This window comes from Agrobacterium sp. rho-13.3 (assembly GCF_033957765.2).
GTDB lineage: Bacteria > Pseudomonadota > Alphaproteobacteria > Rhizobiales > Rhizobiaceae > Agrobacterium.
In genome coordinates this window covers 1,293,954-1,308,255 of sequence record NZ_CP192775.1, presented here as the reverse complement: position 1 = coordinate 1,308,255, position 14,302 = coordinate 1,293,954, and the positions used below count along the sequence as shown (strand labels likewise).

The window sequence follows — 14,302 nt, the reverse complement described above, 5'->3', positions numbered from 1 at the left end:
GCCCTTAACCCCACACTACACTACTGCCCGGATCCATCCCGGGTTGCTCCGAGCCTTTGTTTTTTAGGCTCTCAGTAGCGTGGACGTTTGAGTTAAGGCGATCTCACAAAAAAAGTTGAGAATTTAACGAATGATTATGAAGCCGCCCGGCAAGTGCGTTGTGTTGCCGCCAGCAGCGGCCACAACGCTGTCTATCGCCGCCTCGATGTTATCGATGCGATAGTTGCCGCTGATGGTGACATTTGCCAGCGATGGATTCAGCGTAATGATCTTGCCTTGATAGTACGCACCGATCTGCTCCAGTGCCGCACGCAGCGGCGTGCCGGTCAGAATAATTCTTCCATCCTTCCAGCCAAGAGCCTCATCCGGATCGAAGGTCGTCACCTCGGAAAGCGATGTGCTTGATGCGCGAACCATTTGTCCGGGCTGGAGATTGACGGGCGCGATGTCAGGTTTTTCGTGTCTGGTCACGACCGCGCCACGCTCCAGAACGATGGTGTCCACACCGGCGCGCACATCCACGGCAAAAGCCGTACCCTTCACCTCGACATCGCTAAATGTCGCAGCGACATGAAAGGGTCGAGAGGCATCGTGAACCACATCGAACCACGCCTCGCCCTTCAGCAACCGCACACCGCGCTTGTTTCCTTCAAAATCCAAAGCGACCGCGCTTTGGGTATTGAGAAGCATGCGCGAGCCATCGGGCAAGGAAATCTCCTGCAACTGCCCAGCATCCGTCCGGTAATCCGCCTGCCAGCGTATTGAGACAGCGTTCAAGATCGGTTGGCCACCAATCAACACCACGGCAGCGGTTGCTGCCGCCAATGCGCCAACCCGCACTCTTGTTCGCATGGAGAAGCCTCTGCGTGAACGAGGCGGTATTGGCGGATTTCGTGGCAGTGCATTTCCCAAGCCAGCTGATGCCAGCAAAACCTCGGGGCTCGCCCATATCCCGGAAATCTCTTCCCAAGCACTTTTATGGTTTGGATTTTCGTTAAGCCAGGCTTCGAACGCGTTGTTTGTTTCAACCGACGGCTTGCCGCTCGCCTTCAGCAAAACGGCCCAATCCAAAGCCTGATCGACGATCGGATCGGCATGACGATATCCCACCGCGTCTTTTGTGTCTGGCATATTGCTGCTCATGGTAGTGATCCGAATCGATGCAATTTTTGCTCTCTTGTCATACAAGACGCATGAGAGGGGTAAAATGCACAAATTTTCTTATCCGGACAGTGAACACATATCTGTGTTTGGGTCGGCATTCCTCTCTCTCCCCTCATCTCTCCAGCTTTGCGCGAAGACTGTACAGAACAGCCATCACCATCTTGATGTCATTGAAAACGGTGTTGGGCGACACACCCAGATGCGCAGCAATCTTGGGGTATGGCCACGCCTGCATACGGCTTAAAAACCACGCATTCTGGGCACGCAACGGCAGTTTTTCCAACGCCTCACGCAAAAGCCGAACATGCTCTTTGTGGATCAAATGCTCTTCTAGCGAAGCTTTTTCATCGGCTATATTTTCGATTTCGAAAAAATCATTGTCCGGCGATTTACCTCGTGATCGGACTTTTTCACGCCGAATATGATCGAAGGCCAAATTGCGCGCAGTTGTCCAGAGGAATGCCTCGATGTTCTGCGGCACAGTCGCCTCGATAGCCCGTCGGGCCCTGAGATAAGCCTCGTGCGTCAGTTCCTCGGCAATCGCTATATCGCCAACGATCCGCAGCAACCTTTTAAACAGAGTCTTCTGCATATCGACAAAAATCAGATCGAGCCGAGTTGCATCATTCTCCATGGAGAGGGAGGGCTTTCATATCGCTGGGAGCGCTTGCTTTTTATACAAGACTATTAAGGTCAAGTTTTATTAACGAGGCCTTTTCATTCTTTCAATAAAAATCTGAAGCTTTTATTACTTCTTGAATGACAGCATTGTTTGCCTGAAATTTCTCGATTTCCGGCATCGTCAGACAAACGCGTCTGACGCTAAAAAAGCGGATGTCCTTATCGACATGGTGGTGGCATCGACGGGTTGATCTGATTTAGCTGAAAGCCTGGCTGGCAAGCGCCCATGTTTTCGGTGCCGCTCCGGTCTCGGCTTCACCATCATGCATCCATGTGCCGCCTAACGACATGGTGGTGACCGTGTCGTAGACCGTCATGCCTGATTGGGCGAGATAGTGAGCAAATGCGCCAGTTTCCTCGCGCGTATCGATGCGCAAGAATTTGCCCGCATGTTCGACGATGTGTGGGTGGATGACGGCAATCGCGTCTGTCTCGTTGGATGCGACGACCGGGCCAATCAGCGCCCCGCGCCCAAAACGGCGACAGAGCGAGAACGCCTCGATACGCTGCCCGCGTACCAACACCAAACCCTTGGAAACCGGCAAAAGAGAGCCATACAAAGCGGCTCTGCCCGCGCCAAAAGCCTGCGCATCCAGCGCAATCACCGCATTAAAATCGGCAGGTGTCATCGCCCGCAACTGGGCACCGGCGGGCAGTGACGGGGTTGCAACCGGTGTAGCCTCGCCCTGACACTGAAACACCGTTTTTTCAATGGTGAAACCCATGGACTGGTACAGCCGTTTTGCGGCCCGCGTCGCGTTAAGGCCGAACCGTCGTTTGCCCGCTTGCTGCATGATATGCAGCATCATCCAGCGGCCTGCACCTCTGGCTTGAAGGCGCGGCGGTGTGATGACCATGCCGAGGGTGGAGAATGAAGGGCCATATTCAAACCACATGGCCGAACCCGCCAGCCGCCCAATGGCATCGACCGCCACAACGCCCTTGCCGTTTTCCAGCAACATCTGCCAATCCTTGGGGCGATGTGGCCAACCGACGCCAATGGAAAGGGCATGCAGTTTTTCGATTTCGACAGTCGCAATGTCCTGAAGTGTCAGTTCAAAGGCTTCAAGCTGTATGGTGTCATGATTGGCCACCGCACCCCCTTTGCAGGTTTCCTGCGCCATCTGCGCACGGCCCGCATCTTCCATCTTGCCGGTTGCTAAAAATCCATTCTTCAAGCTTTAAGCGATCTCAAGCAAATATTTCTCTTGAATCGCGAGGTATTTCAGCAGTTTCCACTGAAGCGACGAGCTTTTCGGCGGCATTTGAGGCAATCGCAGCGTATTTTGAGATAAACGGCAAGAGGCGACCATGACGGAACACGACATACTGGAACGGCTGGTTTCATTCCCCTCCGTCGTTGGACAGCCCAATGCCGACATCGTTGAATGGGTTCGTGATTACGCGCAGAGCCACGGGGCGCATGTCACGGTGGAGATGGGACCGGAAGGCGACCGCGCCAACCTCTTTGCCAGCATCGGCCCACGCGATGTGCCAGGTGTCATCCTTGCCGGCCACATGGATGTAGTTCCGGCTGGCGAGGCGGGATGGACCAGCGATCCATTCACGCTGCGCGCCGATGGCGACCAGCTTTTTGGGCGTGGAACCAGCGACATGAAAGGTTTTTTGGCCTGCGCGCTCGCGGCACTGCCCGAACTCGCGAAAATGCCGCTGAAATGCCCAGTACATCTTGCCTTTTCTTACGATGAGGAAGCCGGGTGCCGTGGCGCGCCGCATCTCATCAAACTGATCCCTTCACTGTGCGCGCTTCCAGAGATGTGTATCGTCGGTGAACCCAGCGGTTTGCTTGCCATTCGCGCGCATAAGGGTAAAGCAGCGGCACGCATTACCCTGCGCGGGCGCTCAGGCCATTCCTCCAGGCCCGATCAAGGCCTGAATGCCATCCATGCCATGAGCGAGGTTTTGGCTAGCGCGGTGAATACAGCCAGCGCCCTGATGCAAGGACCGTTTGATAGTCATTTCGAGCCGCCGTATTCATCACTACAGGTCGGCACCATCAGTGGTGGGCAAGCCGTCAACATCATTCCCGATCTCTGCGTTGCGGATATCGAAGCGCGGGCGATTTCTGGTGTTTCGCCTGCCAACCTGCTTGATCCGCTGCGACAGGCAACCGAGGCGCTAAGGGCAAAAGGCTTCGACACAACATTCGAAACCCTGAGCGAATATCCCGCTCTTTCCCTTTCCGCTGACGCACCTTTAACTGCCCTGATGCGTGACCTGACTGGCATCGAACCACTTGCGGCGGTCAGTTACGGCACCGAGGCTGGGCTTTATCAGGCCGCTGGTATCGACAGCATTATCTGCGGTCCCGGTGATATTGGCCGTGCCCATAAGGCCAACGAGTACATCCTACGCGATGAGCTGGCCGCCTGTTACACGATGATGCTCAACCTCGGAACGCGATTGAGCATCTGACACCCGCAAATCGGTCAGATATGCTGTGATGTGTTGATGCTTCAGTGCATCCTGCCGAACGAAATGCGCCAACTTTGACCACACATCAAGGCAGGGACCGGCGTATGACATTTCTGTTCAATTCCGACGCAGCACGCGCGAAAGTCTTCGCAGCACAATTCGCCAAAGACCTGCCGGAAGTGCCTTTTGCGTCCGATCCAGCATTGGTCGATCCTGAAAGCGTGCGCTATCTGATGACGTGGACTCCACCGGCTGATCTTGCCCGCTACACCAACCTGGAAATCCTGTTCTCGATTGGTGCGGGCGTTGACCAACTCGACGCGTCCAAACTGCCCGCGCATGTCAAACTGGTGCGTATGGTGGAAGGCGGCATTATTCGCATGATGCGGGAATATGTGACGCTCGGCGTTCTGGCCCTGCACCGTCGCTTGCCGGAATATCTGGCGCAGCAGGCGCGAGCCGAATGGAAACCGCAGCCGGTAAAACAGGCGCATGAGCGCCGTGTCGGTGTGCTGGGTCTCGGCCATCTTGGCAAAGCTGTGCTGGAGCAATTGAGGCCATTCGGCTTTCCTCTCTCCGGCTGGAGCCGCAGCGCCCATGAGATTGATGGCGTGACCTGCCATCACGGTGCAGATCAACTCGATGGCTTTTTGGCCAACACCGATATTCTCATCTGCCTGCTGCCGCTAACGCCCGAAACACGTGGTCTGCTGAACGGTGAACTCTTTGCAAAGCTGCCGCAGGGTGCAGCGCTCATTCATGCCGGTCGCGGGCCTCAGCTTGATCAGTCGGCACTCATCGCAGCGCTCGATAGCGGCCATCTGTCTGGTGCAGTTTTAGACGTCACCGACCCGGAGCCATTGCCTTCAGATCACCCGCTCTGGAGACACGCCGGCATTATCATCACCCCGCATATCGCCTCTGTCACGCAGCCGGAAACAGCAGCGAAAGCGGCGATTGAGAACATTCGCCGCCACCAGAACGGGCTTGAGCCCATTGGCCTGATTGATCGCAGCCGCGGTTATTGAACATTACAGAAAGGACTTTCCATGTCGCTTATCACCCGTATCGATACCAACCCGCAGACCACACCCAAAGATGCCAAGCCAACGGCTGAGCGTCTCATCTCCGGTGATCCGTCCTTCAAGACATGGGCGCTGGACGATTGCCGTGACGGCACTGTCCACACCGGCATCTGGGAAGCAACGCCCGGCGAAACCCACTCCATCAAAGGCACGACATACGAGTTTTGCCACATCATTTCCGGCGTTATCGAACTGGTGGAAAAGGACGGCGAAACCGTGACGTACCGCGCCGGTGACAGCTTCATGATGAAGCCGGGCTTCGTTGGCATTTGGCGCACCATCGAAACCGTGCGCAAGATTTATGTGACCGTGACCGATCCGGCATAACGCCGCGCAGTCCAATCAGAAAGATCTGGCAATGACGCTCAGTTTCGATCCCGACAAAATTTCGCTGCCGCACTATCATTTCATCGGCGGCGAAAAGGTGGATGCCACCGAGGGCATTGCCATGCATCGTCCATCCGATGGCGTTGCCTTTGGTGATTGCCCGATTGCCGATGCCGGTCTGGTGGACCGCGCAGTGCAGACTGCAAAGGCTGCGCTGAAAAACAGCAATTGGGGTGGCGTGCGGCCGCGTGAACGCACGCGCGCACTCCAACGATGGGCCGATCTGATCGAGCGCGATGCCGAATATCTGGCAAAGCTTGAGGCGGTGTCTTCCACCCGCCCCGTCGGTCATCTCGTTGCAGGCGATATTGCCGTAACGGCCGAGCAAATCCGCTTTTTTGCGGAGTTTGCGGACAAGGAAGGCAGCGATCTTGTGCCGACTTCCGATAGCAGCCTCGGCATGATCGTGACCGAACCCTACGGCGTTGTCGGTGCCATCACGCCCTGGAATTTTCCGCTGTCCATGGCGGGTTGGAAACTGGGACCAGCCCTTGCGGCGGGCAATGCCGTGGTGATGAAGCCGTCCGAGATGACGCCGTTTTCGACGCTGCGCATCGCCGAACTTTCGATTGAAGCGGGCATTCCTGCCGGTCTCATCAATATCGTGCTGGGCGATGGCATGGTCACGGGCAGCGCCATCACCGGTCATCCTGATATTTCCAAAGTCAGCTTTACCGGCTCCACTGCCGCCGGTTCGTCCATCATGCAGAACGTCGCCAAAACCGGCATCAAGCCGATGACACTTGAGCTTGGGGGCAAAAGCCCTCAGGTGGTGTTTGCCGATGCCGATATTGAGCGGACGGCCAAAGCTGTTGCGCAGAGCATTATTTCCAATGCGGGACAGGCCTGTGTGGCCGGCTCCCGGCTGATCGTCGCCAAGGAAATTGCCGAAGAGCTGATTTCCGCCATCACCGCCATCATGCGTCGGGTCGAGACTGGCCCGACATGGGATGAAAAAAGCCAATATAGCCCGATCATTTCGCAAAAGCAGATTGAGCGGATCGACGCCATCGTGCGTGCCGCCATCGGCGCCGGTGCCGAATGCCTGACCGGCGGGCAGATCATGGACCGCGAAGGTTATTTCTATTCCCCCACGTTGCTTGGCAATGTGACGCAGGATTCGCCTGCCGTGACCGAAGAAATTTTCGGACCGGTACTGACGCTTCAGACTTTCGAAGACGAGGAGGAAGCGCTGGCGCTGGCAGACCACCCGACTTACGGCTTGGCCGCTGGCCTCTTCACTCGCGATTTGTCCCGCGCCATTCGCGTCACCAGAAAATTGCAAGCTGGCACGATCTGGGTCAATCGTTATGGTCGTTCGCGCGACCATATCCTGCCGACCGGCGGTTATAAAAGCTCCGGCATTGGCAAGGACTTGGGACGTGAGGCCTATATGGCGAACCGCAAATCGAAAAGCGTATTGATCGATCTTTAGAACGGATGCAGGACATGAAAAATCACTCCATCGCACTTATTCCCGGTGACGGTATAGGCACCGCCGTGACCGAAGCGGCCTGGCAGGTTTTGCAGGCAGCGGCCAAAAAAGATCGCACCTTCTCCTTGAAGGAAACGACGTTTCCATGGTCCTGCGCCTTCTACAAGGAAACCGGGGCAATGATGCCGCCGGATGGAATCGAGACGTTGCGCGGTTTCGATGCCATCCTGCTCGGTGCCGTTGGCTGGCCTGCTCAAGTGCCGGATTCTGTATCGCTGCACGGCCTCTTGCTACCCATCCGCAAGGCCTTCGTGCAATACGCCAATATTCGCCCGCACCGGCTGCTGCCGGGTGTTCATGGCCCGCTGAAAAAGGAAGGCTTCGATATTCTCTGCATCCGCGAGAATACGGAAGGCGAATATTCCGGCGCCGGCGGGCGTGTACATGTCGGCACCCCTGACGAAGTGGCGGTAGAAACCTCGATTTTCACCCGCACCGGCGTTGAACGCATTCTTCGTTTCGGGTTTGAGCAGGCCCAATCACGCCGGAAGAAACTGGCATCGATCACAAAATCCAATGCCCAGAAATACTCGATGGTGTTTTGGGACGAAGTGACCGCGCAACTCAGCGCCGAATACCCGGAAGTCGAAGTGACGAACTATCACATCGACGCCATGGCAGCGCGCATGGTCATGGCGCCGGAAAGTCTGGACGTGGTCGTCGCGTCCAACCTGTTCGGTGATATTTTGACCGATCTGGGTGCTGCCATTCAAGGTGGACTTGGCTTTGCGGCATCCGCCAACATCAACCCGGATCGCAGCGCCCCTTCGATGTTCGAACCTGTGCATGGTTCAGCACCTGATATCGCCCATCTCGGCATCGCCAACCCCATCGCCGCCATCTGGTCTGGCGCGATGATGCTGGATCATCTGGGCGAGAAACAAGCCGCCGCCGATGTGATCACCGCCATCGAGGCTGCGACGGCAAAGGGCATCGGCACCGTGCCGGGCAAAGACAAAACAGACGTAATTACATCAGCCGTGCTGGCAGCGCTGATATAGGAGGCAGTCATATGGGTTTTCTCAAAGACAATGGTTTGTTCCGTCAACAATGCCTGATCGGCGGTGAGTGGATTGATGCAGCATCGGGCAAAACGGTCGATGTCATCGATCCTGCTACGCAGAAAGTCCTGGGCACGGTGCCTGATGTCAGCGGTGCGGAAACACGCGCCGCGATCGACGCTGCCGCCAAGGCTTTCGCCCCATGGAAGGTAAAAACCCATGCAGAGCGCGCAGCGCTTCTGGAAAAGTGGTTTGCGTTGATGATCGAACACGAAGACGATCTTGGCCTGCTGCTGACCATGGAACAGGGAAAGCCGCTCACTGAGAGCAAGGGCGAAATTCGCTATGGCGCCTCCTTCGTGAAATGGTTCGCTGAAGAAGCCCGCCGCATCAGCGGCCACACCATCCCCTCCCCCACGGCCGACCGTCGCATCATCGTGCTGAAAGAAGCGGTTGGCGTTTGCGGAATCATCACGCCGTGGAATTTCCCGAATGCGATGATCACCCGCAAGGTCGCCCCCGCCCTTGCCGCAGGCTGTACGGTCGTCATCAAGCCATCCGAGTTCACGCCCTACTCTGCGCTGGCACTTGGCGTTCTGGCGGAACGCGCCGGTATTCCGGCAGGTGTGATCAACATCGTCACTGGCATGCCAACGGAAATCGGCAATGAGTTGATGGCCAATGAAACGGTGCGCAAGATTTCCTTTACCGGCTCCACCCGCGTCGGCTCGCTGTTGATGCGCGGCGCGGCAGACAGCGTGAAGCGTCTGAGCCTTGAGCTTGGCGGCAATGCGCCGTTCATCGTTTTCGATGATGCGGATCTCGATCTCGCCATCGAAGGCGCCATCGCCTCGAAATTCCGCAATGGCGGACAAACCTGCGTTTGCTCCAACCGCATTCTGGTGCAGGCCGGCGTTTATGATGCTTTCGCGGCCAAGCTTTCCGCAAGAGTATCGGCCATGAAGGTTGGTGCCGGAACGGATGCGAATGTCGATATCGGCCCGATGATCAACGCCGCCGCTATCGACAAGATCAACCGCCATATTGAAGACGCGCTTTCCAAGGGTGCGACGGTGATTTCAACGCGTCCGACGTTGCCTGAGGGCGCGCAGTTTACAGCGCCCATCGTGCTCGGGGGGGCAACGTCCGATATGCTTTTGGCAGAAGAAGAAACCTTCGGGCCGGTTGCGCCGCTCTTCCGGTTCGAGACGGAAGAAGAAGCGATCACCATTGCCAATGGCACGCCGTTCGGTCTTGCCGCTTATTTCTACACGGAAAGCCTCAAACGCTCCTGGCGGGTAGCAGAAGCACTGGAATTTGGCATGGTCGGCCTGAACACAGGCTCCGTTTCCACGGAAGTCGCACCTTTTGGCGGCGTCAAACAATCCGGCCTTGGCCGTGAAGGCGCGCAGTGCGGTATAGAGGAATATCTGGAAATGAAGTCATTCCACATCGGTGGATTGAACTGACACAAAAAGGCCCGCAACGGTGACGTTGCGGGCCTTTTAAATTCCAGATGCTTACTGAAATTTATCGAGCATCTTGTAGTAAAAACCGACCATCGGCAGGAACCATGGCTTGCCGGAATAGCCCGGCACCGCGTTCCAATCCAGCCCCTTCAAAGGGTTGCGATCCGGCTTGCCGAGCAGCTTATCAGCAATCAACGTTCCCATGTGAATCGACAGCTGCGCGCCGTGGCCGGAATAACCCATTGCGAAATTCAGACCTTCGACTTCACCTGCACGCGGGAAACGGTCGCTGGTCATGCCCACCAAACCGCCCCAGCAATAATCGATATCCACGCCACGAAGCTGCGGAAAAATCTCGCTCAGGGTCTCCTTGAGGATCGTTCCGCTTTTGGCGTCCGAACTGGCGTCGGAGGTCGAGGAAAACCTTGCTCGACCTCCGAAAATCAGGCGGTTATCCGGCGACAGCCGGAAGTAATTGCCGATGTTCATAGAGGTCACGCAGGTGCGGTTGCCCGGCATGGCCGAGGCAACTTCCGCGTCGCTTAATGGACGTGTTGCGACGAGAAAACTGCCAACCGGAATGATGCGCCGCTTGAAATAATCGAAGGGGCCGGACGTATAGGCATTCGTTGCAACGAGAACATTGCGTGCCTCGACAAAGCCGCGTGGAGTGGTCAGGCGATGGATGCCACTTTGCTCACTGCGGCCCGTGACGGGAGCCTTCTCGAAAATCACCGCGCCGTGGCGTACCGCTGCTTCCGCAATGCCATGAACGAAACGGCCCATATGCATCATCGCGCTTTTCTTCGAGAGCATCGCGCCGTGGAAATTGTCCGAACCAATCTCGCCTTTCAGTTCTGCCTTCGAAAGTAGCGCCGTATCGGGATCGATTTCGCGATGAACGACTTCAAAGTTCTTCGCAATCGCATCGAAATGCCCCGGCTTTGAAGCGAGCTTCAATTTACCCGCACGCCGAAAACTGCAATCGATAGTCTCTTCCGCCACAATGGCTTCAATCGTATCGACGGAATCATCATAGGCCCGGTAGAGCGCGCTCGCACGCTCTACGCCCAGATGCTGTTTTGCGGAAATGAAGCTGTGAGCGATGCCGTTGTTGAGATGTCCTCCATTGCGACCGGAGCCGCCAAAGCCGACATGCTGCGCCTCCAACACCACCACCTTCGCACCACCCTTTGCCAGACTGCGGGCTGCCGAAAGCCCGGTAAATCCGCCGCCGATGATGGCGACATCAAAACTTCCCTCAACCTGTCCCGGTGCGGCAGAGGTGAAAACCAGAGCGGTGTCGTGCCAGTAGGATTTGAACTGCATCGTTCTCATTCTTCCCTGTAAACCGCGTTAAAGCCCGACGACGCCGGGCAGACCGGAAATATCCTTGATTTCGGTATAGCCATAATAAGGGTTTGCCGGCTCATGACCGCGATTGACCCAGACCTTGTTTTTGATGCCCAGATCATGTGCCGACATCAGATCGTAGCGGAACGACGAGGAGACATGCAAAATGTCTTCCGGATTACAGCCCAGCATGTCGAACATATATTCGAAGGCCTGGAAGCGCGGCTTGTAGGCGTTGGCCTGCTGGGCCGTATAAACCGCATGGAACGGTGCGCCCAACTTCTCGACATTGTGCATGATCTGCTCATTCATGGCATTTGAAAGAATGACCAGCGGAATTTCATGGGCGATTTTTGCAAGGCCTGCCGGAACATCCGCATGTGGACCCCATGTCGGCACCTGCTCATAAACGAAACGGGCGTCCTCATCCTTGAAGGTCACACCGTTCTTGCGGCAGGTGCGCTCAATGGCATTGTGGACCACTTCATTATAGGGTTTCCAGTCACCCAGAATTTCATCCAGACGATAGGCCGCAAAGTTCTTGATGAACTGCGCCATTTTTTCCGCATCCAGCTGGTCGCCATACAGTGTCTGTGCTGCTTCAGCCATCTGGAAGTTGGTCAGCGTGCCGTAGCAATCGAAGGTAATGTACTTGGGGCGAAACAGGCTCATATCTTCATATCCTCTGGATTGGCCGTGCGGCTGTTTATGACCACTATAATATGTGGGGGAATCCCATTGCGGTCACCGCAATGGCCCTCAACCAAAGCAGATTGTTCCGTATAAGTGCGCTGCTTTGGCAGAGAGTTGCGCGAAGTCACGTCCATACGCCCGCCATGGCCAACCGGTTTCCTTGCGCAGCATAAGATGCGGCGGCCACCGTTGCAGACAGTGTAAACATATCGAACCGTGGCTGAGGTCAGGACGATCTTCTTCGCTCCACGGGCTATCACATAGAAAAGCAACATGCCGCGAGGGAATACGCCATGCTGGCAAGCGAAATCGAGCTCGTTGAATTTACACCCGCGCACCTGGAAGGCGCTTTGATGCTGTCGCAACAGGCGCAATGGCCTCATCGCATCGAAGATTGGGCCATGGTCCTCTCCCTCAGCCGCGGCGTGGCGGCCATCGGCCATGGTCGCGTGGTCGGCACTGCCATGGCGACACTGTATGGAGATGACGTCGCGACCATCAACATGGTCATCGTCGATGAAGCGATGCGCGGGCTTGGCATCGGCAAGCGTTTGATGGATTTTGCGCTGGATGCCGCAACAGATCGTGAATGCAGGCTGGTCGCCACACAAGACGGTTTGCCGCTGTACGAGAAACTCGGCTTTCGCGAAAACGCCCGTATTGTTCAGCATCAGGGCCAAATCGCCGCCATATCTGCCCCTCAAGGCGTGGAATGGGCGACCGCTGCCGATGTGGCAGAATTTGCCGCGCTGGACCAAGCCGCATGCGGCATGAATCGCCGTAACCTTTTTGCTTTGCTGGCCGAACATGGTCGCTTCGCCGTCATCCGCCGCAACGGCCATATTTCTGGTTTCGGCGTACTGCGCAGCTTCGGGCGCGGCGAACTGGCCGGTCCGGTCGTGGCAGATAATGCTGCCGACGCCAAAAATCTGCTGTCCTTCCTGCTTGCCGGACGCGAAGGCAATTTTCTGCGTGTCGACACCTATGATGACAGCGGCCTTGCCACTTGGCTTACCGAAAGTGGCCTTTCCCATGTCGGCGGCGGCATCGCCATGACACGCAACGCGGCGCCGCGTGAAAACACCACCATTCACACATTTGCACTGGCCAGTCAGGCCCTCGGTTGATCCTGGAGATCGTTATGCTCAGCAATTCCCTCATCGAACTCGACCGCGCCCATCTGGTTCATCCCGTCGCATCGTACAGAGGCCATGAAAAACTTGGCGTGCGTGTGCTGAAATCGGCCAAAGGCGCAACTGTGACGGATAGCACCGGCCATCAGATGATCGACGGCTTTGCTGGTCTGTGGTGCGTCAATGCTGGTTATGGGCAGGAAAGCATCGTCGAAGCGGCAGCAAAGCAGATGCGGGAACTGCCCTACGCCACCGGCTATTTCAGCCTCGGTTCGGAATCGGCAATCCGCCTCGCCTCGGAATTGGCGGACCGCGCACCGGGCGATCTCAACCACATTTATTTCACGCTGGGTGGGTCCGATGCGGTGGACAGCACGATCCGCTTCATCCGTTATTATTACCACTCAAAAGGTACGCCGCAGAAAGACCAGTTCATTTCGCTGGAACAGGGTTATCACGGCTCGAGCACGGTCGGTGCGGGCCTCACCGCACTTCCGGTCTTTCATGCCGGTTTTGGCTTGCCGTTTGACTGGCAGCATAAAATTCCGTCGCACTATGCCTATCGCAACCCGGTCGGCAACGACCCGCAGGCCATTATCGCATCTTCCGTTGCCGCTCTCCGCGCGAAGATCGAGGAAATTGGCGCAGAGCGCGTGGCAGCCTTTTATGTAGAGCCCATTCAGGGTTCCGGTGGCGTTCTCGTACCACCCAACGGCTGGCTGAAGGCAATGCATGAGGTTTGCAAAGAGTATGATGTTCTGCTGGTTGCCGATGAAGTGATTACCGGATTCGGTCGTACCGGGCCTCTGTTTGCCTGCTCGGACGACGATGTCGTTCCAGATTTTATGACCACCGCGAAAGGTCTGACCTCCGGTTACGTGCCGATGGGCGCTGTATTCATGTCTGACCGGGTGTATAATACCATTGCCGATGGTGCAGGCAGCGCCGCTGTCGGCCACGGCTACACCTACTCTGCCCATCCGGTCAGTGCTGCCGTTGGTCTGGAAGTTCTGAAGCTTTACGAAAACGGTCTGTTGGAAAACGGGCGCAAAGCCGGTGCACGTTTGATGACTGGCCTTGAAAGCCTGGCTGATCACCCCTTGGTGGGCGATGTGCGTGGGCGTGGCATGTTGGCGGCCGTTGAACTGGTAACCGACAAACAGAAGAAAACACCGCTGCCTGCCGCTGCCGATCCGTCACGCCGCATTTTTGACCGCGCCTGGGACAATGGCCTGGTCATCCGCGCTTTCGGCAATGGTGTTCTCGGATACGCACCACCTTTGTGCTGCACGGAGAGCGAAATCGACGCGATTGTGGAGCGCACGCGCATGACACTCGACCAGACATTGGAAGACCCGGACGTCCGCGCTGCCATGGCGTGAAGCACAGTCTGCGCTGGATATAC

13 protein-coding genes are annotated in these 14,302 nt (G+C 56.6%); 8 read left to right on the top strand and 5 right to left on the bottom strand.

The features are described 5' to 3' along the window. Positions 1–123 precede the first annotated feature (123 nt). The 3 genes from RMR16_RS20890 to RMR16_RS20880 all read right to left on the bottom strand — a co-directional run bounded on the left by RMR16_RS20890 (position 124) and on the right by RMR16_RS20880 (position 2,969). Positions 124–1,143, bottom strand: coding sequence for a FecR family protein (locus tag RMR16_RS20890; protein WP_320197534.1), 1,020 nt, complete (start codon positions 1,141–1,143; stop codon positions 124–126). A gap of 133 nt (positions 1,144–1,276) precedes the next feature. Further along, positions 1,277–1,756, bottom strand: coding sequence for an RNA polymerase sigma factor (locus RMR16_RS20885; protein WP_320197533.1), 480 nt, complete (start codon positions 1,754–1,756; stop codon positions 1,277–1,279). Positions 1,757–2,042: 286 nt separating this feature from the next. Next, a complete protein-coding gene (locus RMR16_RS20880; RefSeq protein ID WP_413785938.1) occupies positions 2,043–2,969 on the bottom strand; it encodes a GNAT family N-acetyltransferase in 927 nt (308 codons plus the stop codon). Between the two features lie 187 nt (positions 2,970–3,156). Here RMR16_RS20880 and argE point away from each other — a divergent pair, with 187 nt between their 5' ends. The 6 genes from argE (at position 3,157) to RMR16_RS20850 (ending at position 9,718) form a co-directional block, all read left to right on the top strand. Continuing rightward, on the top strand, positions 3,157–4,281 hold the full coding sequence (gene argE / locus RMR16_RS20875) for an acetylornithine deacetylase (protein ID WP_320197531.1): 1,125 nt from the start codon (positions 3,157–3,159) through the stop codon (positions 4,279–4,281). Positions 4,282–4,385: 104 nt separating this feature from the next. Further along, positions 4,386–5,309: a 2-hydroxyacid dehydrogenase gene (locus RMR16_RS20870; RefSeq protein ID WP_320197530.1), complete on the top strand. Its 924-nt coding sequence runs from the start codon at positions 4,386–4,388 to the stop codon at positions 5,307–5,309. A gap of 21 nt (positions 5,310–5,330) precedes the next feature. Continuing rightward, positions 5,331–5,693, top strand: a complete 363-nt coding sequence (locus RMR16_RS20865) for a cupin domain-containing protein (RefSeq protein WP_320197529.1) — start codon at positions 5,331–5,333, stop codon at positions 5,691–5,693. A 31-nt stretch (positions 5,694–5,724) separates the two neighbouring features. Further along, a complete protein-coding gene (locus RMR16_RS20860; protein WP_320197528.1) occupies positions 5,725–7,188 on the top strand; it encodes an aldehyde dehydrogenase family protein in 1,464 nt (487 codons plus the stop codon). Between the two features lie 14 nt (positions 7,189–7,202). Further along, complete coding sequence (locus RMR16_RS20855; protein WP_320197527.1) at positions 7,203–8,249, top strand: tartrate dehydrogenase; 1,047 nt, start codon at positions 7,203–7,205, stop codon at positions 8,247–8,249. Between the two features lie 11 nt (positions 8,250–8,260). After that, positions 8,261–9,718, top strand: a complete 1,458-nt coding sequence (locus RMR16_RS20850) for an NAD-dependent succinate-semialdehyde dehydrogenase (protein ID WP_320197526.1) — start codon at positions 8,261–8,263, stop codon at positions 9,716–9,718. Between the two features lie 51 nt (positions 9,719–9,769). Here RMR16_RS20850 and RMR16_RS20845 read toward each other — a convergent pair whose 3' ends face one another. Continuing rightward, the gene (locus RMR16_RS20845) at positions 9,770–11,047 is read right to left on the bottom strand and encodes an NAD(P)/FAD-dependent oxidoreductase (RefSeq protein WP_320197525.1); all 1,278 of its coding nucleotides are present in this window, start codon (positions 11,045–11,047) and stop codon (positions 9,770–9,772) included. A 27-nt stretch (positions 11,048–11,074) separates the two neighbouring features. Continuing rightward, positions 11,075–11,743 (bottom strand): haloacid dehalogenase type II, encoded by a 669-nt coding sequence (locus RMR16_RS20840; protein ID WP_320197524.1) that lies wholly within the window; start codon positions 11,741–11,743, stop codon positions 11,075–11,077. A 314-nt stretch (positions 11,744–12,057) separates the two neighbouring features. Here RMR16_RS20840 and RMR16_RS20835 point away from each other — a divergent pair, with 314 nt between their 5' ends. Together RMR16_RS20835 and RMR16_RS20830 are read left to right on the top strand one after the other, a co-directional pair. Further along, a complete protein-coding gene (locus tag RMR16_RS20835) occupies positions 12,058–12,891 on the top strand; it encodes a GNAT family N-acetyltransferase (protein ID WP_320197523.1) in 834 nt (277 codons plus the stop codon). A gap of 14 nt (positions 12,892–12,905) precedes the next feature. Further along, positions 12,906–14,279 carry an aspartate aminotransferase family protein gene (locus RMR16_RS20830; protein ID WP_320197522.1) on the top strand — a complete coding sequence of 458 codons (1,374 nt, stop codon included), beginning with the start codon at positions 12,906–12,908 and terminating at the stop codon, positions 14,277–14,279. Positions 14,280–14,302: the final 23 nt, after the last annotated feature.

Coding starts and splice junctions, on each gene's coding strand:
- RMR16_RS20890 (WP_320197534.1), bottom strand. CDS start 1,143: ATGAGCAGCAATATGCCAGACACAAAAGACGCGGTGGGATATCGTCAT.
- RMR16_RS20885 (WP_320197533.1), bottom strand. CDS start 1,756: ATGCAGAAGACTCTGTTTAAAAGGTTGCTGCGGATCGTTGGCGATATA.
- RMR16_RS20880 (WP_413785938.1), bottom strand. CDS start 2,969: ATGGCGCAGGAAACCTGCAAAGGGGGTGCGGTGGCCAATCATGACACC.
- argE (WP_320197531.1), top strand. CDS start 3,157: ATGACGGAACACGACATACTGGAACGGCTGGTTTCATTCCCCTCCGTC.
- RMR16_RS20870 (WP_320197530.1), top strand. CDS start 4,386: ATGACATTTCTGTTCAATTCCGACGCAGCACGCGCGAAAGTCTTCGCA.
- RMR16_RS20865 (WP_320197529.1), top strand. CDS start 5,331: ATGTCGCTTATCACCCGTATCGATACCAACCCGCAGACCACACCCAAA.
- RMR16_RS20860 (WP_320197528.1), top strand. CDS start 5,725: ATGACGCTCAGTTTCGATCCCGACAAAATTTCGCTGCCGCACTATCAT.
- RMR16_RS20855 (WP_320197527.1), top strand. CDS start 7,203: ATGAAAAATCACTCCATCGCACTTATTCCCGGTGACGGTATAGGCACC.
- RMR16_RS20850 (WP_320197526.1), top strand. CDS start 8,261: ATGGGTTTTCTCAAAGACAATGGTTTGTTCCGTCAACAATGCCTGATC.
- RMR16_RS20845 (WP_320197525.1), bottom strand. CDS start 11,047: ATGCAGTTCAAATCCTACTGGCACGACACCGCTCTGGTTTTCACCTCT.
- RMR16_RS20840 (WP_320197524.1), bottom strand. CDS start 11,743: ATGAGCCTGTTTCGCCCCAAGTACATTACCTTCGATTGCTACGGCACG.
- RMR16_RS20835 (WP_320197523.1), top strand. CDS start 12,058: ATGCTGGCAAGCGAAATCGAGCTCGTTGAATTTACACCCGCGCACCTG.
- RMR16_RS20830 (WP_320197522.1), top strand. CDS start 12,906: ATGCTCAGCAATTCCCTCATCGAACTCGACCGCGCCCATCTGGTTCAT.